This is a genomic window from Tsukamurella conjunctivitidis, assembly GCF_007858475.1.
In the GTDB taxonomy this organism is placed as follows: Bacteria; Actinomycetota; Actinomycetes; order Mycobacteriales; family Mycobacteriaceae; genus Tsukamurella; species Tsukamurella conjunctivitidis.
The window spans coordinates 21,883-41,757 of record NZ_VIGX01000020.1 but is presented as its reverse complement, the minus strand read 5'-3'; the positions used below and the strand labels follow the sequence as shown (position 1 = coordinate 41,757).

19 protein-coding genes are annotated in these 19,875 nt (G+C 71.0%); 9 read left to right on the top strand and 10 right to left on the bottom strand.

Features of this window, described 5'->3' with window-relative positions:
- Positions 1–65: 65 nt before the first annotated feature.
- The 3 genes from FK530_RS21215 (at position 66) to FK530_RS21205 (ending at position 2,372) form a co-directional block, all read left to right on the top strand.
- Positions 66–1,073: an AurF N-oxygenase family protein gene (locus FK530_RS21215; protein WP_146488962.1), complete on the top strand. Its 1,008-nt coding sequence runs from the start codon at positions 66–68 to the stop codon at positions 1,071–1,073.
- A gap of 100 nt (positions 1,074–1,173) precedes the next feature.
- Positions 1,174–1,791: a ClpP family protease gene (locus tag FK530_RS21210; RefSeq protein WP_146488961.1), complete on the top strand. Its 618-nt coding sequence runs from the start codon at positions 1,174–1,176 to the stop codon at positions 1,789–1,791.
- Positions 1,788–2,372 (top strand): ClpP family protease, encoded by a 585-nt coding sequence (locus tag FK530_RS21205; RefSeq protein ID WP_146488960.1) that lies wholly within the window; start codon positions 1,788–1,790, stop codon positions 2,370–2,372. Before FK530_RS21210 ends, FK530_RS21205 begins: the two co-directional genes overlap by 4 nt.
- 4 nt (positions 2,373–2,376) lie before the next feature.
- On the opposite strand, the gene FK530_RS21200 is transcribed toward FK530_RS21205, so the two are convergent.
- Genes FK530_RS21200 through FK530_RS21185 form a run of 4 tightly spaced genes read right to left on the bottom strand, consistent with a single transcriptional unit; the run spans position 2,377 to position 7,033 of the window.
- The gene (locus tag FK530_RS21200; protein WP_146488959.1) at positions 2,377–2,730 is read right to left on the bottom strand and encodes a helix-turn-helix domain-containing protein; all 354 of its coding nucleotides are present in this window, start codon (positions 2,728–2,730) and stop codon (positions 2,377–2,379) included.
- 60 nt (positions 2,731–2,790) lie between these two features.
- On the bottom strand, positions 2,791–5,004 hold the full coding sequence (locus tag FK530_RS21195; protein ID WP_146488958.1) for a glycoside hydrolase family 3 C-terminal domain-containing protein: 2,214 nt from the start codon (positions 5,002–5,004) through the stop codon (positions 2,791–2,793).
- Positions 5,001–5,894 (bottom strand): Sir2 family NAD-dependent protein deacetylase, encoded by an 894-nt coding sequence (locus tag FK530_RS21190; protein WP_146488957.1) that lies wholly within the window; start codon positions 5,892–5,894, stop codon positions 5,001–5,003. The genes FK530_RS21195 and FK530_RS21190 overlap by 4 nt, the downstream gene beginning before the upstream one ends.
- A 41-nt stretch (positions 5,895–5,935) precedes the next feature.
- The gene (locus FK530_RS21185; RefSeq protein ID WP_146488956.1) at positions 5,936–7,033 is read right to left on the bottom strand and encodes a CorA family divalent cation transporter; all 1,098 of its coding nucleotides are present in this window, start codon (positions 7,031–7,033) and stop codon (positions 5,936–5,938) included.
- Positions 7,034–7,145: 112 nt separating this feature from the next.
- Here FK530_RS21185 and FK530_RS21180 point away from each other — a divergent pair, with 112 nt between their 5' ends.
- Both FK530_RS21180 and FK530_RS21175 read left to right on the top strand, forming a co-directional pair.
- Positions 7,146–8,516, top strand: coding sequence for an MFS transporter (locus FK530_RS21180; protein WP_146488955.1), 1,371 nt, complete (start codon positions 7,146–7,148; stop codon positions 8,514–8,516).
- Between the two features lie 15 nt (positions 8,517–8,531).
- Positions 8,532–9,887 (top strand): MFS transporter, encoded by a 1,356-nt coding sequence (locus FK530_RS21175; protein ID WP_146488954.1) that lies wholly within the window; start codon positions 8,532–8,534, stop codon positions 9,885–9,887.
- Between the two features lie 275 nt (positions 9,888–10,162).
- On the opposite strand, the gene FK530_RS21170 is transcribed toward FK530_RS21175, so the two are convergent.
- Positions 10,163–10,915 (bottom strand): isocitrate lyase/PEP mutase family protein, encoded by a 753-nt coding sequence (locus FK530_RS21170; protein ID WP_146488953.1) that lies wholly within the window; start codon positions 10,913–10,915, stop codon positions 10,163–10,165.
- 116 nt (positions 10,916–11,031) lie between these two features.
- Between FK530_RS21170 and FK530_RS21165 the strand changes: the two genes are divergently transcribed.
- Both FK530_RS21165 and FK530_RS21160 read left to right on the top strand, forming a co-directional pair.
- Positions 11,032–12,999, top strand: coding sequence for an ATP-binding cassette domain-containing protein (locus tag FK530_RS21165; RefSeq protein ID WP_166443327.1), 1,968 nt, complete (start codon positions 11,032–11,034; stop codon positions 12,997–12,999).
- Positions 12,996–13,766 carry a CbiQ family ECF transporter T component gene (locus FK530_RS21160; protein ID WP_146488952.1) on the top strand — a complete coding sequence of 257 codons (771 nt, stop codon included), beginning with the start codon at positions 12,996–12,998 and terminating at the stop codon, positions 13,764–13,766. Before FK530_RS21165 ends, FK530_RS21160 begins: the two co-directional genes overlap by 4 nt.
- 87 nt (positions 13,767–13,853) lie before the next feature.
- Here FK530_RS21160 and FK530_RS21155 read toward each other — a convergent pair whose 3' ends face one another.
- The 5 genes from FK530_RS21155 to FK530_RS21135 form a co-directional block, all read right to left on the bottom strand.
- Positions 13,854–14,243: an ectoine synthase gene (locus FK530_RS21155; RefSeq protein WP_146488951.1), complete on the bottom strand. Its 390-nt coding sequence runs from the start codon at positions 14,241–14,243 to the stop codon at positions 13,854–13,856.
- Entirely contained in the window at positions 14,240–15,538 is a 1,299-nt protein-coding gene (gene ectB, locus FK530_RS21150; protein ID WP_146488950.1) for a diaminobutyrate--2-oxoglutarate transaminase, read from the bottom strand. Before ectB ends, FK530_RS21155 begins: the two co-directional genes overlap by 4 nt.
- Positions 15,539–15,573: 35 nt before the next feature.
- The gene (ectA, locus tag FK530_RS21145; RefSeq protein ID WP_146488949.1) at positions 15,574–16,104 is read right to left on the bottom strand and encodes a diaminobutyrate acetyltransferase; all 531 of its coding nucleotides are present in this window, start codon (positions 16,102–16,104) and stop codon (positions 15,574–15,576) included.
- A 109-nt stretch (positions 16,105–16,213) separates the two neighbouring features.
- Positions 16,214–17,089 (bottom strand): Vgb family protein, encoded by an 876-nt coding sequence (locus FK530_RS21140; RefSeq protein ID WP_146488948.1) that lies wholly within the window; start codon positions 17,087–17,089, stop codon positions 16,214–16,216.
- Positions 17,086–17,949, bottom strand: a complete 864-nt coding sequence (locus FK530_RS21135) for a PfkB family carbohydrate kinase (RefSeq protein ID WP_146488947.1) — start codon at positions 17,947–17,949, stop codon at positions 17,086–17,088. The genes FK530_RS21140 and FK530_RS21135 overlap by 4 nt, the downstream gene beginning before the upstream one ends.
- Positions 17,950–17,989: 40 nt before the next feature.
- On the opposite strand from FK530_RS21135, the gene FK530_RS21130 reads away from it, so the two are divergent.
- Entirely contained in the window at positions 17,990–18,370 is a 381-nt protein-coding gene (locus tag FK530_RS21130) for a VOC family protein (protein ID WP_146488946.1), read from the top strand.
- 98 nt (positions 18,371–18,468) lie between these two features.
- Positions 18,469–19,872 carry an LLM class flavin-dependent oxidoreductase gene (locus tag FK530_RS21125; RefSeq protein WP_146488945.1) on the top strand — a complete coding sequence of 468 codons (1,404 nt, stop codon included), beginning with the start codon at positions 18,469–18,471 and terminating at the stop codon, positions 19,870–19,872.
- The last annotated feature ends 3 nt before the right edge of the window (positions 19,873–19,875 follow it).

The following is a 19,875-nucleotide window of genomic DNA, read 5'->3' as shown; positions in this document are numbered from 1 at the left end:
AGGAAATGTCCACCATCGTGGTACATTTTCAATAGAACTGTGTCAGCCCGCAGGAGGAGTCCGTCATGGCACTGCACATCACGCACATGGGCCGCACCCGCGGCCGCCCGTTCCCCGGGCAGGCGGAGTACGAGCAGACTCTGCAGGATCTGTCCGAGGCGTCCGTCCAGCGCAACTTCGATCCGTACGTCGACATCGACTGGGATTCGCCCGAGCTCGCGGTGATCCCGGACGATCCGCGGTGGATCCTCGACTCGCGGTTCGACCCGATCGGCCGCACCGAGTGGTACCAGTCGCAGCCCCGCGCCAAGCAGATCGAGATGGGGATGTGGCGCCAGGCGAACGTGGCCAAGGTCGGCCTGCAGTTCGAGTCGGTGCTGATCCGCGGGATCATGCAGTACACGGCTCTGCAGCCGAACAACTCGCCGGAGTTCCGCTACGCGACTCATGAGGCGAAGGAGGAGTGCCAGCACACGCTGATGTTCCAGGAGTTCGTCAACCGGATCGGGATGGACGTCCCGGGCGGTCCGCTGTGGTTCCGGCGCCTGTCGCCGATGATCCCGCTGGCGGCCACCACCTTCCCGATGATCTTCTACATGGGCGTGCTCGGCGGCGAGGAGCCGATCGACCACGTGCAGAAGCAGTTCCTGCGCTCCGGCATCGAGCAGCACCCGACGATGACCGCGGTCATGCAGCTCCACGTCGCGGAGGAGGCGCGCCACATCTCGTTCGCGCACCAGTTGCTGGAGCACCGCATCCCCACGCGTGGCGCGTTCCCGCGGTTCCTGCTCTCGCTGGCGCTGCCCCTCGTGATGCGCTCGCTGCTGACGGCGATCGCGGTGCCGCCGCGCGAGTTCCGCAAGCGGTTCGACATCCCGCGCGAGGTCTGGAAGCAGATGTACTGGCGCTCGCCCGAATCGCAGGCGATGAAGCGTGAGGTCTTCGGCGACGTCCGGCTGCTCGCCGAGAAGACGAAGTTGATGAACCCGGTCTCGCGCGTGCTGTGGCGCGTCCTTGGCATCGACGGTCGCGTCTCGCGCTTCCGCAGCGAGCCCGCCTACTCCGCCGGCTGACCCGGCGCCAGGAATCCGCCTGGAGCGGAGCTGCCGTGAGCGGTTCCGCCCCAGGCGGATTCGTCTGTCCTGAGCGTTCGTCCCGTTCCATCATGGGCGCATGGCTGATAACCCGAAGATTCCGCATTTCACCGAGAGCGTGCGCCGCGAGCTCTACGACCGACGGGTCGTCGTCCTCGACGGTCCGCTCGACGACGACAACGGCTCCCTGCTCGCGACCCAGATCCTTTCGCTGGCCTCCGCCGGTTCGGCCGACATCGCGCTGTGGATCCATTCGCCGGGCGGTTCCGTCCCGTCGATGCTCGCGATCCGCGACGTCATGCGGCTCGTCCCGTGCGACGTCTCCACGCTGGTCCTCGGCATCGCCTACAGCGCCGGCCAGTTCCTGCTCTCCGCCGGCACGCCCGGTAAGCGGCGCGCGCTGCCGCACGCCCGCGTGCTCATGCACCAGGGCTCCGCGGGTATCGGCGGCACCGCGGTCGACATCGAGCTGCAGGCGGGCGACCTGCGGCACACCCGCGACACGGTCCTCGGCCTGATCGCCGCGGACACCGGCCGACCCGTGGAGCAGATCTTCGAGGACTCGCTGCACGATCGCTGGTACACCGCGGAGCAGGCGCGCGAGTACGGCTTCATCGACGAGATCGTCGACTCCTTCGACACCGTCGTGCCCGGCCGGCGCCGCGCGGGATTCGACCTGGCGGGGGCGGTCCGATGAGCACCTACACCATTCCCAACGTCATCGACCGGCGCCCGAACGGCGAGCGGATCACCGACGTCTACTCCCACCTGCTCTCCGAGCGCGTCGTCTACCTCGGCACGGCGGTCGACGCGGGAGTCGCGAACGCGATCGTCGCCCAGCTGCTCTTCCTCGCCTCCGACGGTGACGGCGAGATCCAGCTGTACATCAACTGCGAGGGCGGCGATCCCAGTGCTGCGCTGGCGATCTACGACACCATGCGGTACATCCGGCCGGCGATCGCCACCACCTGCGTCGGGCAGGCGGTCGCGGTGGGCGCGCTGCTCCTCGCGGGCGGCACACCCGGCCGGCGGATGGGCCTGCCCCACTCGCGCGTGGTGCTGCACCAGCCCTCCGCGCAGGGGCGCGGCACGATCCCGGATCTGATCCTCCAGGCCGACGAGGTGATCCGCGTCCGCGCGCAGATGGAGCGGGTGCTGGCGCGGCACACGGGCCGGACGCCGGACGAACTGCGCGCGGACACCGATCACGACCGCGTCTTCACCGCCGAGGACGCCGTCGGCTACGGGCTGATCGACGAGGTGATCGAGGAGGCCTGACGGGTCAGGCCGCCAGCGCCAGCAGGCGTGGCCCGGGCGACGCGGGCGCGGGGGAGACGGGGCGCGCCGCCGGCACCGGGGTCGCCGTGAGATCCAGGCGCAGGACGGGGCGGGCCGGCTGCAGGCGCAGCCCCACCTCGACGGCGACGGCGCCGACCCCGGTACCCAGTGCTCCGGCGATGGCGGCGAGCATCTCGCTCGACGGGTCCTTGAGACCGCGCTCGATCTCGGAGAGGTACTGCGGCGAGATCCCGGCGCGCTCCGCGGTGTCCGTCAGCCGTTCGCCCCGCTCGTGCCGCAACCGGCGCAGGTGAGCGCCGAGCTCGTGCCGGAACAGTGCCTCGCCGCGGGTCGTCATACCGGCAACGCTACGACTCCCGGGCCTCCGGCACCGTCGGATCCGCTCTGAGCAGCGTGGTCACCGTGCGGCGACCGCGGCTTCCAGTCGCGCCCGCGCCTCGTCACCGGCCGGCCCGGGCAGCATGTCGAGCGCCTTCCCGAGCGGCATCGATCCGGCGAGCTCCAGCAGCTGGTCGACGGGCATGCCGCCCGCGGCCCCGGCGAGTGCCGTGCGGAAGTCCTCGCCCGCGACGGGGTGCGCCGCCCACTCCGCGATGGTCGACTCCATGTCCAGGGCGTCGACGATGGTGTCACCGTCGAGCGGGATCTCCGCAGCGGCATCGATGTCCGCGCTGCTGCGCCCCACCTCCACCTTGTAGGTGCCGGGCGCGGTCACCCACGCGCCGCGCGGCTCGTCCCAGAAGGCGAAGGCACGGCGCGGCAGGTCGATGCTCACCGTCATCGACGCACCGGGATCGAGCGCGACCTTGCGGAACGCCGCCAGGGACCGCCGAGGGCGGAGGACGGGGCCGGGCCCGCCGCCGATGTACAGCTGCACCACGTGACTCCCGGCGCGCGACCCGGTGTTCGTGACGCGGACCGTGGCGGTCGCGGCGTCGGGGCCGGTGGCGCGCACGGCGAGGTCGTCGACCGCGAAGTCGGTGTAGCCGAGCCCGTGCCCGAACGGGTACCGCGGAGCGATCCCGCGCGTGGTGTACCAGCGGTAGCCCACGAGCAGGCCCTCGCCGTACCGCACCGTGCCCAACTCGCCGGGGAAGTTTCCGAACGCCGGCGTTTCCTCGAGCCTGTGGGGGATCGTCTCGGCGAGCCTGCCCGACGGTTCCGCCATGCCGAAGAGCAGGTCGGCGACGGCCGCGCCGCCGCCCTGGCCCAGCAGGAAGGCCTCGAGGATCGCGTCCACCTCGTCGTGCCACGCTTCCAGCTCGACCACCCCGCCGCCGACCAGCACCACGACGGTGCGCGGCGCCGCGGACGCGACCGCGCGGATCAGTTCGACCTGCTGCGGGGCGATCGCGAGGTCCGGCCGGTCGAAGCCCTCGGACTCCTCCGACTCGGTGAGTCCGGCGAAGACCACCGTCACGCCGGACCGCGCGGCCGCGGCGACCGCCTCCGAGCGGAGGATCTCGCCGTCGCCCGCGTCGCCGAGGCCGTAACCCGCCGCGAACTCCACGGCGACGCCCAGATCGGCTCCGCGCGCGGCGATCTCGTCGAGCGGCACGTCGACGCGGGTGGCGTTGATGTGGCTCGACCCGCCGCCCTGGTACCGCGGGGCACGAGCGAGCTCGCCGATCACGGCGATCGATCCGGAGGCGCCGCCGAGGGGGAGTGCCGCGTTCTCGTTGCGCAGCAGCACCGCGCATTCCGCCGCGGCCTCCCGCGCGAGCGCGTGGTGCGCGTCGAGGTCCGGCGCGGGCTCGTCGTCCGACGGTGCCCACCGCGTCAGGTCGATCACGCGCTGCGCCGCGCGCGTCACGACGGCCTCGTCGAGCGCGCCCGCACGCACGGCGGCGACGACCTTCCCGGCGCTGTGCGGCCCGTGCGGCATCTCGAGGTCGAGACCGGCCCGCACCGCCGCGACGGGATCGTGCACGGCACCCCAGTCGGAGACCACGAGGCCCTCGAAGCCCCACTCGTCCCGCAGGACGGTGGTGAGCAGCCAGGGGTTCTCGGAAGCGTGGACGCCGTCGATGCGGTTGTAGGAGCACATCACGGTCGCGGGCGCGGCCTCGCGGACGATCGTCTCGAACGCGGGCAGGTAGATCTCGCGGACGGTGCGCGGATCCGCGTCCACGCTGATCCGCATCCGCTCGGTCTCCTGGTTGTTCAGCGCGAAGTGCTTCACCGATGCGCCCGCGCCGGCGCTCTGCAGCCCCTGCACCGCGGCGGCGCCGAGCGTGCCGGCCAGGAGCGGATCCTCCGAGTAGTACTCGAAGTTCCTACCGCACAGCGGGTGCCGCTTGATGTTCACGCCGGGGCCGAGGACCACGGCGACGCCGAGCGCGCGCGCCTCGGCGGCGACGGCCGCCCCGATGCGTCGCGCCAGGTCCGGGTTCCAACTGGACCCCACCGCGACGGCCGGCGGGAAACAGGTCGCGGGCGCGGCGGCGTTGAGTCCGAGATGATCCGACGCGCCGACCTGGCGGCGCACGCCGTGCGGGCCGTCCGTCAGCACGATCGACGGGACGCCGGGCGCCGGGGCCGTGGTCCAGAAGTCGGCGCCCGTGAGCAGGCGGGCGCGGTCCTCGAGCGGCAGGTCGGCGGCGGAGGTCATCGGGTCCTCTCGGTCGGGGTACGACGGTCGTCGGTGAGACGGGCCAGCGCCGTCGCGACGTCCACGTCGACGGTGACGTCGGCCAGCTCGTCGCCGCGCGTGCGTCCGCGGTTGACGATGACGACGGGTTTGCCCTGTTTGGCGGCGTGCCGCACGAAGCGCAGGCCGGACATCACGGTGAGGGAGGTGCCGAGCACGAGGAGGGCATCGGCGTCGTCGACCGCGGCGAAGGCCCGCGCGACGCGCGGCTTGGGCACGGACTCGCCGAAGTAGACGATGTCGGGCTTGAGCACGCCGTCGCACACGGCGCAATCGACCATGGTGAAGTCGGTCGTGTCCTCGACGACGACGTCGGCGTCCGGGGCGACCTCGAGCGCGCCTCGTCCGGCGATCCGTGCCGTGAAGCCGGCGTTGAGCGGTTCGAGTTGGGCGTGCAGGCGGTGGCGGCTGATCCGGTAGTCGCAGCTCAGGCAGCGGACCTGGGCGTAGTTGCCGTGGAGGTCGATGACGCCGCGAGAACCCGCCTTGAGGTGCAGCAGGTCGACGTTCTGCGTGATCACCCCGGTCACGCCCGGAAGCCCGGCCAGCGCCCGGTGTGCGGCGTTGGGCTGCGCCGAATCCATGTGCCGCCAGCCGAGGTGGTTGCGCGCCCAGTACCGTCGCCGGAACTCGGCGGAGCCGAGGAACTGCTGGAGCGTCATCGGAGTCCGACGGGGCGCCCCCGGGCTGCGGTAGTCGGGGATGCCGGACGCGGTGGAGACGCCCGCGCCGGTGAGCGCGACGATCCGCCGCCCGCGCAACACGGCGTGCGCCCGGTCGAGCCGTTCGGCCCAGTCCACGTCGGGCGCGGTGGCCTCCGCGGGCTCCCAGGCGGGTATCGCAGTGCGCACGCCACCAGGTTACTCGCCGGAACGGGGCCGACGGGGCGGTCTCAGCGCTGACCGTCGGCCCGGTCGGCCGGCGGTCGGCCGCCCAGCGCCGACGAGGCACCGCCCGAGGTGGAGTGCGCGCCGTGGTGCGCGCTCGCGAACGGATCGACCTCCGGCCCCTTGTTCCGGCGCAGCCACAGCGCGAGCGCGATCAGGGGTACGAGCAGGCCGCCCAGGCCCAGGAAGAAGAACTGCCACGCGCCGCCGATGTGGTCGACGAGCCAGCCGAAGTTCTGGCCGAAGAAGCCGGTGACGAAGGTCAGCGGCAGGAAGATGGTCGAGAGGATGGTCAGGCGCTCGATCGTCGAGCTCTGCCGTGCTGCGGAATGCGCCTGTTGGACGGAGACCACGGCGATGTTCGCCTGCAGGATGGTGCCGAGCAGGTCGCGCTGGGCGGAGACCTCCTCGTTGACCAGCTGCAGTCGGTCGTAGACGTCGCGCAGGTAGGGGGCGAGGCGCTCCTCGCCGAGGCCCTTGCCCACCGCGGTGACCACCGCGAGCAGCGGGTGCGCGGCCCGGTAGAAGTTCGTCACCTCGCGCCGCAGCAGGTAGATCCGCTCGGTGGGGGCGACGGCGCCCGAGAAGACCGTCGCCTCGATCTGCTCGATGTCGTGCTCCAGGCCGGCGACGACGGGCTCGTAGCCGTCCACGACCTGGTCGAGGATCGCCCACAGCACCGCGTCGGTGCCCAGCGCGAGGAGCTCGGGCTTCTGCTCCAGCCGGGCGCGCGCCTGGTGCAGCTCGCTCGCCACACCCTGCCGCACGGTGATGACGAAGTTCTTCGCGACGAAGACGCTGATCTCGCCGAAGTCGACCTCCTCGCGGGCGTCGTCGTAGCGCGCGGTCCGCAGGATCACCAGCTTGACGGATGCCTCGAAGTCCTCGACCTTGGGCCGCAGGTGGTAGTCCTGTGCGTCCTCGACGGCGAGTTCGTGCAGATCGAAGGCCTCGCGGACGGACTCCATCTCCTCCGGTGTCGGCTCGAACAGGCCGAGCCAGACGAAGCCGTTCTCCGTGCAGAGGCGGGCGGCGTCCAGCGGCGCGAGGGTCTCCTCGGCCTGCCGGGTGCCACCCAGGTAATGGGCGCAATCGACGATCACTCAGGAGATTCAACCGCACCGGGGGCGTCCGCGTGGGAGTTCGCACCGCCCATTCGCCTGGCGGTCACCGCCCGGAAACCGATGTATTCGTTCACCGAAGTATATTCCGACGATGACCACCGAGACCTCGCAGGCACCGTCGATCGCAGCGCGCCTGGATCGGCTGCCCATGACACGGCTGCACCTCGCCGCGGTCGGCGTCATCGGCCTCGGCCTGTTCTTCGATCAATACGAGAACTTCCTGGCGGCGACCATCGCGACGGTGCTCAAACGCGACTTCGCGCTGGGGACCGACGAGCTCAAGGTGCTGCTCGCGTCGGCGTTCATCGGCCAGTTCATCGGTGCGCTGTTCATGGGCCGGCTCGCCGACCGGTACGGCCGGCGGACCGCCTTCATGATCAACTTGGCGCTGTACTCGGCGATGTCGCTCGCCGGCGCGTTCAGCCCGAACGCCGCCTTCCTGGTGGTGACGCGCTTCGTCGCGGGGATCGGCATCGGCGGCGAATTCGCTCTCGCCGATTCGTATCTCTCGGACATCCTGCCGAAGAACGTGCGCGGCAAGTACATCTCGCTCGCCTACGTGGTCTCCTTCCTCGGCGTCCCGGTGGTCGGCTTCGCCGCGCGCTGGCTCACACCGCAGGTCTTCGACCTCGGCGGGGTCGAGGTGCAGGGCTGGCGCCTGCTGTTCGTCTTCGGGGCCCTGGGCTCGCTCCTCGTGTGGCTGGTCCGGCGTGGCCTGCCGGAGTCGCCGCGCTGGCTGGAGGCGCAGGGGAGGTTCGACGAGGCCGACGCCATCGTCCGGCGCCTCGAGGCGCAGGCGGTGAAGGAGGGGAAGTCGCTCGCCGAACCCGATGCGGCGCTCCGCCCGGTGACGTCCCGCTCCATCACGATCCGCGCGCTGTTCCGGCCGCCCTACCGCCGGCGCACCGTGATGCTGTGGATCGTCTCCGCGCTGGAGGTCTTCGGCTACTACGGGTTCGGCACGATCGCGCCGCTGGTGCTGCTCGCCAAGGGCTATTCGATCCAGACCTCGCTGCTGTTCGTCGCGCTGTCGTACATCGGCTATCCGCTCGGCGCAGCGCTCGCGGTGCCGATCGTCGAGCGGATCGAGCGCCGCTACCTCGTGATCGGCTCGGCGGGCCTGATGGCGGCCTTCGGGCTGTGGTTCGGCTTCGCGGCCGGTCCGGTGCAGATCGTGCTCGCCGGATTCCTCTACACCCTCGCGTCCAACCTGTTCTCGAACGCCTACCACGTGTACCTCGCGGACTCCTATCCCACCGCCATCCGCGGGACCGCCGCCGGCGCGGCGTATTCGCTGTCGAAGCTGGTGACCGCGTTTCTTCCGTTCGTTCTGCTTCCCATTCTCGACGAGCGTGGCAGCGTGTGGGTGTTCGCGGTGGTGGCGGCGGCGATGATCGCCCTCATGATCACGGTGGCCGCCCTCGGCCACCGGAGTACGGGCCGCTCCGCCGACGAGGTCTAGGACGGAAAGGCGATCATGACGGAATCGAGTGCGAAGACTCCCGTGTCGTCGCGGGCGGAGACGCGGCGGGCGATCTGGAACACGTTGCGCGGCAGCAGTGGCAACCTGGTCGAGTGGTACGACGTCTACGTCTACACCGTCTTCGCGACGTACTTCGAGAGCCAGTTCTTCGACAAGGCCGACAAGAACTCGACCGTCTACGTCTACGCGATCTTCGCGGTCACCTTCGTCATGCGTCCCGTCGGTTCCTGGTTCTTCGGACGGTACGCGGATCGTAAGGGCAGGCGGGCCGCGCTGACGATGAGCGTCTCGCTCATGGCCGCGTGCTCGTTCATCATCGCGATCGTGCCCGGCCGGGAGACCATCGGTGTCGCGGCCGCGGTGATCCTGATCCTGTGCCGGCTTGTGCAGGGCTTCGCGACGGGCGGCGAGTACGGCACGTCCGCGACGTACATGTCCGAGGCCGCCACGCGCGAACGCCGCGGCTTCTTCTCCTCGTTCCAGTACGTCACGCTCGTCGGTGGCCACGTCCTGGCGCAGTTCATGCTGCTGGTGCTGCTGGGGATCTTCTCCAAGGCACAGGTCTCCGACTTCGGCTGGCGCATCGCGTTCTTCGTCGGCGGCGTCGCGGCGATCGTCGTCTTCTGGCTGCGCCGCACCATGGACGAATCGCTCTCCGAGGAGCAACTCGCCGCCGTCCGCGCCGGCGAGGACACGAGCTCCGGCACCATGCGCGAGCTGCTCTCGGGATACTGGCGACAGCTGGTGCTGTGCTTCCTCATCACCATGGGCGGCACACTGGCCTTCTACGTCTACAGTGTCAACGCCCCCGCCATCGTCAAGAGCACGTACACCGACCACGCGCTGACGGCGACCTGGGTGAACCTGATCGGCCTGATCTTCCTCATGCTCATCCAGCCCATCGGCGGCATGATCAGCGACCGGATCGGCCGCAAGCCCATGCTGGTCTTCTTCGGCGTGGGCGGCGTCTGCTACACGTACTTCCTCATCACCTACCTCCCCGACGTCCACGTCGCGATCGGCTCGCTCGCGATGGTCTGCTTCGGCTACGTGATCATCACCGGCTACACGTCGATCAACGCGCTGGTGAAGGCCGAGCTGTTCCCCTCGCACGTCCGCGCCCTCGGCGTGGGCATCGGCTACGCGCTCGCCAACTCGATCTTCGGCGGCACCGCGCCCCTGCTCTACGAGGCGGCCAAGAAGTCGGGCCACGTGCCGTGGTTCATCGCCTACGTGACGATCACCATCGCGATCTCGCTGGCCGTGTACATCGTCTTCCTGCGCAACAAGTCCGAGACCTTCCTCGACCGGGAGCGCGGCAGCGCCTTCGTCCCCGACGGTGCGCGGTAGGCCTACGCCCCGGCCTCCCACACGACGCGGGCGCGCAGGCTGTCGAACTGTTCGCGCGTGATCAGCCCCCGGTCAAGGAGACCCGCCAGCGTGTGCAACCGGTCGACGGGATGCGGCGTCGTCGCGAAGGCGGCGAGGACCGCCGGGCTGAGCGGCGAGGGCGTCCCGTCGGCGAGCAGTCCGGGCGGCGGTGTGTCGGGCGCCCCGGTGCAGTACTGGAAGGCCGCGCGGGCCCGCTCGTCCCGCGCGGCGAGCTCGAGAACAGCCCCACGGCGTCAGCGCCAGCGCGCGAGCAACTCGTTCGATCGTTCGGTGAGCGCCATCTGCCAGATCGGCCCGAAGCTGATGCGGCCCGCGCCGGCGGCGGCCAGAGCGGCCAGGTCGTCGGTCGCGGGGTTCGCGATCGCGTTCACGGGGAGCGGCAGCGCGTCGGCGAGGTGCCGGAGAGTGGCCGCGTCGTGGAACGCGACCGGGTAGAGCGAATCGGCGCCGGCCTCGGCGCACAGCTGCATCCGCGCGATGGCGCGCTCGACGCGATCGTCCGCCTCGCCCACCTGGTTCTTGAAGATGTCGGTGCGGGCGTTGATGACCACGTGCACGCCCGCGGCGTCCGCGGCGGCGCGCAGGGCGGCGACGAGGTCGGCGTGCTCCTGGGCCTCCCGGAAGCGCCCGCCCTCGGAGTGGACGGTGTCCTCGATGTTCAGCCCCACCGCGCCCGCGCCCAGCAGTCCCTCGACGATCCGTTCGGCGGACTGCCCGTAGCCCGATTCGATGTCGACCGAGACCGGCACGTCGACGGCCGCGGTGATCTGCGCGACGCGGGTCATCGCCTCGTCGAAGGACATGCCCTCGCCGTCGGGCCTACCGACCGAATCCGCCATTGGGTGCGAGCCGACGGTGAGCGCGGCGAAGCCGGCCGCGACCGCGGTGTTCGCGGACCAGGCGTCCCAGGTGGTGGGCAGCACGACGGGATCGCCCTTGCGGTGCAGGGACGTGAGGGTGACGGCCAGATCGGCGAGCGAGGTCATGCCCTCAGTCTGGTCCATGCGTCCGCGCGGCGCTCGGAATCCGACGGGCCGGTCGGTCCGCTGAGATGTGCGGTCGCGGATACAGTGATTCGATGTCGGAAACCGAGTCGGGTCCGCTGCGGCCCGTCGAGTTCGCCCACGCGGCGGTCACCGCCGCGCTCATGTCCGCGATCGCGGTGCTCTCCATGGTCGTACCGGGCGCCGTCGTCTTCGCCTGGGCCGGAGCGGTTCCCATGGGGGTTCTGGCCTTCCATCACCGCGCCCGGGTCGCGGTCGCGACGACGATGGCCGCCGGGACTGTCGCCTTCCTGCTGGCGGGCTTCGGCGGCCTGGTGTCCGCGTGGACCTGCGTGTACATGGGCGTGATCTGCGGACAGGTGCGCAGACGGGGCCGCGGGCGCGGCACGATGCTCGCCGTCGCGGCGCTGTGGGGCGTCGTGGTCGCGACCGCGGTTCTCGCCTTCCTCGCGGTCGTGACGGAGATCCGCACGGTGGTGTTGGGAGCCTTCGCGGCGAACGTGCGCGGCCTCGGTGCGCTGCTCCTGCCGCTCCCCGGCGGTGCCGGACCCGGGGCCGCGCTGCAGCGCCTCGCGGACTTCGGGCTCCTGCACTGGCCGGCCTTCGTGTGGGTGTCGGTGTGGCTCATCGTGGTCGTGGGCTGCTCCTTCGCGTGGCGCATCCTCACCCCGGTGCTGCGCCGCGTTCGTGCGACCAGCGCCGCACCGCGCGACCTCTTCCCCCGCGACGTCGGGGACGAAGCGCCTCGCCCCCTGCCGGTCCGGCTGCAGGACGTCGCCTTCCGCTACCCGGACGCCGAGCGCGAGACGCTCGCCGGCGTCTCCTTCGCCGTGGAGCCCGGCGATCACGTCGCGGTGACCGGTGCCAACGGCACCGGCAAGTCGACGCTCATGCGCGTGCTCGCGGGGCTCCCACCGACGAGCGGCGACATCGTCCGGTCCGGACCGGTGGGATTGGGCCGGCCAGGGGGCACCGCCCTCGTGCTGCAGCACGCCGACAGCCAGGTGCTCGGTATCCGCGTCGCGGACGACGTGGTCTGGGGCCTGCCGGACGCGGTCGACGTGGATGTCGAGGGCCTGCTCGCGGAGGTCGGGCTCGCGGGGATGGGTGACCGGGACACCTCAGGCCTGTCGGGCGGGGAGGCGCAGCGCCTCGCCGTTGCGGCCGCCCTCGCCCGGCGGCCCGCGCTGGTCGTGGCCGACGAGGTCACCACCATGGTGGACCGCGACGGCCGGGACGAGCTGATGGACCTGCTCGGCGGCCTGACCCGGCGGCACGCGCTGGGCCTGGTGAACATCACGCACTATCCGGAGGAGGCGGCCGGGGCGGACCGCACCGTCGACCTCGGCAGCGCGCAACGCGCGGAGTCCCCGCCTCCCGTCGCGGGCCGGGCCGCCCGCCCCGACCCCGGAGGGCCGCTGCTCGTGCTGCGCGAAGTCCACTACGAGTACGACGCGGGCACGCCCTGGCGGCGCCCGGCGCTGCGCGGCGTTGACCTCGTGGTCCGCCAGGGTGAGGCGATGCTCCTGTGCGGCGGCAACGGTTCGGGCAAGTCGACGCTGGCCTGGGTGATGGCGGGGCTGCTCGCTCCGACCTCCGGGACCTGCGAGCTCGACGGTGCGCCCGTCACCGGACAGGTCGGTGCGGTGGCGCTCGCGCTGCAGGCCGCCCGCCTGCAGCTGGTGCGGGGGACCGCCGGCGATGCCCTCGCGGCGCTGGCCGGACTCCGCGGAGACGACGGGCCGGCGATCGCCCGTGCCCTCGCGTCCGTGGGCCTTCCCGCGGCGACGGCCGGTCTCCTGGTGGACCGGCTCAGCGGTGGTCAGCTCCGCCGGGTGGCGCTCGCGGGTCTCCTCGCGCGGGCACCGGGGCTCCTCATTCTCGACGAGCCGCTCGCCGGGTTGGACCTGCCCTCGCAGCGCGAGCTGATCGAGTTGCTGATCGGGATCCGGGACGGGGGCCAGGCGATGGTGATCATCTCGCACGACGTCGATCACCTGGACCGGCTGTGCGACCGGACCGTCCACCTCCGGCACGGCGTGATCGACGCGGAGGAGGTGGCATGAGCAGGGCGACGTCGCTGGTGCTGCGCCCGCTCCCGCGGCGTTCCTACCTGCACGATCTGTGGGCCGGTACGAAACTGCTGGCGGTGGCCGCGATCTCCGTCGTGCTCACGATCGACCCGGGGTGGCCCGTGATCGGCCTGTTCGCCGCGCTCCTCGTCCTCGCCGCCGCGGCGGCGAGGATCCCGCTCTCGGTGCTGCCCGCCGTCCCGCGGTGGGTGCTCGTGATGGTCGCGATCGGCGGCTGCCTGATGGCCGCGAGCGGCGGTGCGCCCCACGTGGACCTCGTCGGGGCGACCGTGGGCCTGGGCGGTGTGCTCAACCTCCTCCGCGTCATCCTGCTGGGGCTGGTGCTGCTCGGGGCGGGCGCCCTCATCGCGTGGACCACGGACCCCGCCGACGTGGCACCCGCTGCGGCGCGACTCGCCCGGCCACTGCGACCGCTGCGCGTGCCGGTGGACGAGTGGGCCGTCACGCTGGCGCTCGCGCTGCGCACGTTCCCGCTGATGATCGACGAGTTCCGGACCCTGGCGGCGGCGCGACGGCTGCAGCCGCCGCCCGCGGTGAAGCGTTCGCGCCGTGCCGATCTGGTCGACCTCTGCGTCGCGGCGATGGTGGTCTCCCTGCGGCGGGCCACGGAGATGGGGGAGGCCATCGCCGCCCGCGGCGGCACCGGCCGGCTGGTCGTCCACGCCGCGGGGCCGGGTCGCCTCGACGCCGTCGCGGCGGTGGTGGTGGTCGCCGCGTGCGCTTTCGCCCTGGCTCTCTAGATCGGCCCCAGACGCAATTGAACACCGTTTCCGACATTCTGACCTGCGGGTCTTCTGTCCGAAACGGTGTTCAATTCAAGGTGAGGATCAGTCGACGGCGACCAGGGGGTAGACGCCGTTCTCGTCGTGCACCTCGGTGCCGACGACGGGCGGGTTGAAGACGCACAGCATGCGCATGCGGGTCCTGGTGGTCACGGTGTGCCGCTCGTTGCCGTCGAGCAGGTACATCGTGCCGGGCGCGAGCGGGTACTCGACGCCGGTCTCCCGGTCGAGCAACGTGCCCTCGCCCTCCACGAGCCACACGGCCTCCACGTGGTTGGCGTAGTGGAACTCGTTGACGGTGCCGGGCTCGATGACGGTCTCGTGGAACGAGAAGCCGACCTTGTCGCCGCCGAGGACGATGCGCTTGCTGCGCCAGTGGCCGGCGGCGACGTCGCGCTCGGTACCGGTGATCTCGTCGGTCGTACGGACGATCATGCGGACAGCACCTTTCGGGTTGCGGTGGCGAGGATGTCGAGGCCGAGATCGAGCTCGGAGTCGGTGATGGTCAGCGGGGGCAGCAGCTTGACCACCTCGTCCGACGGGCCGGAGGTCTCCGCGAGGAGGCCCTGCTCGTAGGCGGCGGCGCACACCTGTCCGGCCTTGTCGGCGTCCGTGAAGACCAGGCCCTGGACCATGCCGCGGCCGCGGTGGCTCAGCTGCTCCGGGAACTCGGCGCACAGCTCGCCGAAGCGCTTCTCGATGTGCGCGCCCTTGCGGAGCGTCTCCTTCTCGAGGACGTCGTCCGACCAGAATTCGTCGATCGCGTGCTTGGCGGTGACGAAGGCCGGGTTGTTGCCGCGGAAGGTGCCGTTGTGCTCACCGGGGCCCCACACGTCGAGCTCGGGCTTCATCAGCGTGAGCGCCATCGGCAGGCCGTAACCGCCGATCGACTTCGAGAGGGTCACGATGTCGGGCGTGATACCGGCGGCCTCGAACGAGAAGAACGGACCGGTACGGCCGCAACCCATCTGGACGTCGTCGACGATCAGCAGCATGTCGTGCCGCTCGCACAGGTCGGCCAGCGCACGGAGCCACTCGGGGCGGGCGACGTTCACGCCGCCCTCGCCCTGGACCGTCTCGACGATGACGCCGGCCGGCTTGTTGAGACCGCTGCCGGAGTCGGCGAGCACCGCCTCGAACCACTGGAAGTCCGGTGCGACGCCGTCGAAGTAGTTGTCGAAGGGCATCGGGGTCGCGTGCACCAGCGGAATGCCGGCGCCGCCGCGCTTCATCGAGTTGCCCGTCACGGACAGTGCGCCGAGCGTCATGCCGTGGAAGGCGTTGGTGAAGTTGATGATCGACTCGCGACCCTTCACCTTGCGGGCGAGCTTCAGTGCCGCCTCCACGGTGTTGGTGCCGGTGGGGCCGGGGAACTGCACCTTGTAGTCGAGGCCGCGCGGCTTCAGGATCTTGTCCTCGAAGGTCTGCAGGAACTCGCCCTTGGCCACCGTCGACATGTCGAGCGAGTGGGTGATGTGCCCCTCGGAGATGTACTCCACCAGGGCCTGCTTGAGCTTCGGGTGATTGTGGCCGTAGTTGAGCGCGCCGGCGCCCGCGAAGAAGTCCAGGTAGCGGCGTCCGTCGCGGTCGATGAGCCATGAGCCCTCGGCCCGATCGAACACGGCGGGCCAGCCGCGCGAGTAGCTGCGCACCTGCGACTCGCGGGTGCTGAAGATCGAGGGCTGCTCGAAATCTGCGGTACTGGTGTGATCGTCGGTCAGGGTTGCCATGGTGATCCTCCTCTGGGCCGTGCAGCGCCCCGCGATCAAGCGGGGTCGATGGTGTACAGCTGCTCGGGATCGTGTGGTTCGGAATCAGTGGGGGAGATGTGATGCGAGGCGAAGAGATCGCTCACCGCGAGGGTGGACCCGCGCTTCTTCGCCACCGCGCCGAAGAGCTGTTGGGACGCGGTGTTGTCCGCGGTGATCGTGGTCTCCAGGCGTGAAACGCCCTCCACCGCAAGACGGTCCAACAGATCGATGAGCATGCGCGAGGCGATGCCGTGACCGCGGTGCGCGGCGTCCACCGCGACCTGCCACACGAACAGGGTGTCCGGGCGGTCGGGCCGACGGTAGCCCGTGACGAAACCCGCTACGGCGCCGTCGCGTTCGGCGACGATCGACGAGGCGGCGAAGTCACGGCACAGCAACGTATACGCATACGTCGAATTGAGATCGAGAACCTCGGTGTCGCGGGCGATTTCCCAGAGTCGAATCCCGTCGTCGATCGACGGGCGGCGGGTGCTGACCCCCGTTTTGGCGGGGGCTGTGGGATCGCTCTTGTGAGACGGGCTCATCGCTTTCGACGCTAACAACCGGCACTGGGGAAGTCACCCGCCCTCGGAAATCGGTCACCGGAACGCCGGGGTATCCCCAGCGAGTCGGGTCAATGTGAGATGGGTCACATCAGGGGTGTGGAGGGGTGATCCTCGCGAGTGCACCGATCTCCAGAGCCGCCCACAGCGCACCGTCGGGGCCGAGCGTGATGCCGTGCGGCTCGGAGGCCGGCGTCGGGAGCTCGTACCTGCGGATTCGTCCCTCATCGTCGATGGACCCGAGCGCATTGCCGGCCCACTCGGTGAACCACATCCGCCCGTCGGGGCCCGCGCAGATGGCGTGTGGGCGGGCGGCGGGGTCCACGAGCGGGTGCCGGGTGACGGTCCCGTCGGGCGCGATGCGGCCGATCCGCCCCGCCCCGATCTCCACGAACCAGACGCCGTCGTCCGCACCCGCCGCGATGCCCACCGGCGCGCTGCCGGCGTCGAGGGGGACGGTGCGGATCGACCCGTCGACGTCGATCCGGCCGATCGCGTCGGCCTGATTGAGCGGGAACCAGAGCGCGCCGTCGGGGCCCGCGGCGATCGCGGACGGGAAGGCGCCCGCGATGGGCAGGTCGAACGCGGTGACCTCGCCCGTGACCGTGGCCCGGCCGATCCGGTTCGTGGCCGTGGCGGTGAACCACAGCGCACCGTCGGGCCCCGTCGCGAGGCCGTACGGCCCGCAGCCCGGTGCGAGATCGATGTGCGAGACCTCGCCCTCGACGGTGATCCGGCCGAGCCGGTGGGCGCGGTACTCGGTGAACCACAGGGCGCCGTCGGGTCCCGGGACGATGATGGTCGGGCCGGTGTCGGCGCCGGCGGGGAAGCGCACGGTCTCGCCCGTCGCGACGTCGTACCGGCCGATCTCCCCACTCCCGACCAATGTGAACCAGAGTCCGTCGTCCGGCCCGGTGGCCAGGGCGTACGGGCCGTCGCCGGGCACGGGGTGGATCGAGATCGTCATCCGGTGGGCTCCTGTTCGGCGAGGAAGGCGTCGACCTCCGCGGCGGTCGGGGCCGCCGCCGCGCCCGCGGCGGTGGCCGTGAGGGCCCCGGCGGCGTTGGCGCGGCGCAGGCGCTCGGCGGGAGGCAGGTCCCAGTGGGCGGCGAGGGCTCCGGCGAAGGCGTCCCCGGCGCCGGTGGTGTCGACGACCTCCACCGCGAAGCCGGGCGTCTCGACGGTGCCGTCGGGCCCGCAGGCACGGGCGCCGTCGCCGCCGAGGGTGGTGACGACGTGCGGCACGCGCTCCACGGCCTCCGCGAGCGCCTCCTCCTCGTCCCGGTTGACGATGACGGCGTCGAGGAGGTCGACGAGGTCGTCGGGCAGCGCCTGCACGGGGGAGGGGTTGAGCAGGACGACGGTCCCCGCCTCGCGCGCGGCGCGCGCGGCGTCGACGACGGCCGGCAGGGGGATCTCGAGCTGCAGGAGGAGGACGTCCGCCTCGGCGATCGCCGCACGCGTCGCGTCGCCGACGGTCACGGCGCCGTTCGCGCCCGGCACCACCACGATGTGGTTCTCGCCCGAGGCGTCCACCGTGACGTTCGCGAACCCGGTGCTGCCGTCCACCCGCGCGACGCGGGTGACGTCCACGTCCGCCGCGGCCAACGAGTCGAGGACCGTCTCGGCGGCGGCGTCCTCGCCGACCGCACCGATGAACACCGTCGAGGCCCCGGCGCGCGCCGCGGACCGGGCCTGGTTCGCCCCCTTGCCGCCCTGCCCGAAGGCCACCGACTGCCCGGTCACCGTCTCACCCGGCTGCGGGAAACGCTCGCACACCGTGACCGCGTCCAGGTTCACGCTGCCCACCACGACCACTGACGTCATGCCCGCACCCTACGGCGCACCGCGGCCGTAGGCTCGGCCCATGACCATGATTCGTCCGTTCCTCATGTTCCAGGGCGGGGTCGCCGCCGCGGCGATCGAGCTGTACGTGGCGGCCTTCGACGGCGCAGTGCTCTCCTCGGTCCCGCACGCCGATCCGGGGCAGGGAATCCAGCTCGCGGAGTTGGTGATCAAGGGGGAGCACGTCCTGGTCAGCGACAGTGCGGTCGATCACGCCTTCGACTTCACCCCGTCGACCTCGTTGTTCGTGGACTGCGACGACCGCGAGGAACTGGAGCGCCTGACGGAGACCCTCGGCGCGGGTGGGAGGACCTACATGCCGCTGGGCGCGTACGGATTCTCCACCGCCTTCGCCTGGGTCGGGGACCGGTTCGGCGTGTCCTGGCAGCTCAACCTCGCCTGACGGTCCGCCGTACCCGGACGCGCCCCGGGCGGCCGGGCTCGCGTCACGCTGAGTGCAAGCCTGGGCGGGTGCCGGCCCGCGGCCTAGCGTCGGCCGATATGAGCCGTCAGATCCGTTTCAACGCCTTCGACATGAACTGCGTCGCCCACCAGTCCCCGGGGCTGTGGCGGCACCCGGAGGACCAGTCGCACCGGTACAAGGAACTCGGCTACTGGACGGACCTGGCGAAGCTCCTGGAGCGCGGCACCTTCGACGGCATCTTCATCGCCGACGTCCTGGGAATCTACGACGCTTACAACGGCAACGGCGACGCGGCGATCAGGCACGCGGCGCAGGTCCCCGTCTCCGACCCGATCCTGCTGGCCTCGGCCATCGCGGGCGCGACGGAGCACCTCGGCATCGGCATCACGGCGGGCACGGGCTTCGAGCACCCCTTCCCCTTCGCGCGCAGGCTGACCACGCTGGACCACCTCACGAACGGCCGGATCGGCTGGAACGTGGTGACCGGCTACCTGCCGTCCGCGGCGCAGAACATGGGGCAGCTCGACCAGCTGCAGCACGACGAGCGCTACGACCACGCCGACGAGTACCTGGAGGTGCTCTACAAGCTGTGGGAGGGCTCGTGGGAGGACGACGCGGTGATCCGCGATCGCCAGAGCGGCGTCTTCACCGATCCGTCGAAGGTGCATCCGATAGGTCACCACGGCAAGTACTTCGACGTGCCGGGCATCCATGTGGGGGAGCCGTCGCCGCAGCGCTCGCCGGTCATCTACCAGGCCGGGGCGTCGCCGCGCGGGCTGAAGTTCGCGACGGAGAACGCCGAGGCGATCTTCGTGGCGGCGCCCACCAAGGCGATCCTGAAGAAGCTCGTCCGCACGATCCGGGAGGGCCTCGTCGCGAACGGCCGTGACCCCTACTCGGCCAAGGTCTACACGCTGCTCACCATCGTGACGGACGAGACGGAGGCCAAGGCGCAGGCCAAGCTCGAGGAGTACCACCGTTACGCCAGCATCGAGGGCTCGCTGGTCTTCATGTCCGGCTGGATGGGGGTGGACCTGGGCGCCTACGACCCGAGCGACCCGGTCGGCGATGTGCAGTCCAACGCCATCATCTCCGCCGTCTCCAACTTCCAGCAGGCCGATCCGTCCGGCAAGGAGTGGACGGTCGAGGACATCGGCAAGTGGGGCCGCATCGGCGGTATGGGACCGGTCCTCGTCGGCTCCGCCGAGCGCGTCGCCGACGAGCTGCAGGAATGGGTCGAGGAGACGGACGTGGACGGCTTCAACCTGGCCTACGCCATCACGCCCGGCACCTTCGAGGACATCGTCGAGTTCATCGTCCCGGAACTGCGGCGACGGGGCGTGTACCCGTCGGAGTACGCGCCGGGGACGCTGCGCAACAAGCTGTTCGGGCGGGGTGACCGGTTGCCCGCCGATCACCCCGCCCAGCGCCACCGCTACATCCGCGCGGACGACGAGGCCCACGCGGGCGCGCCCGCCTAGGGT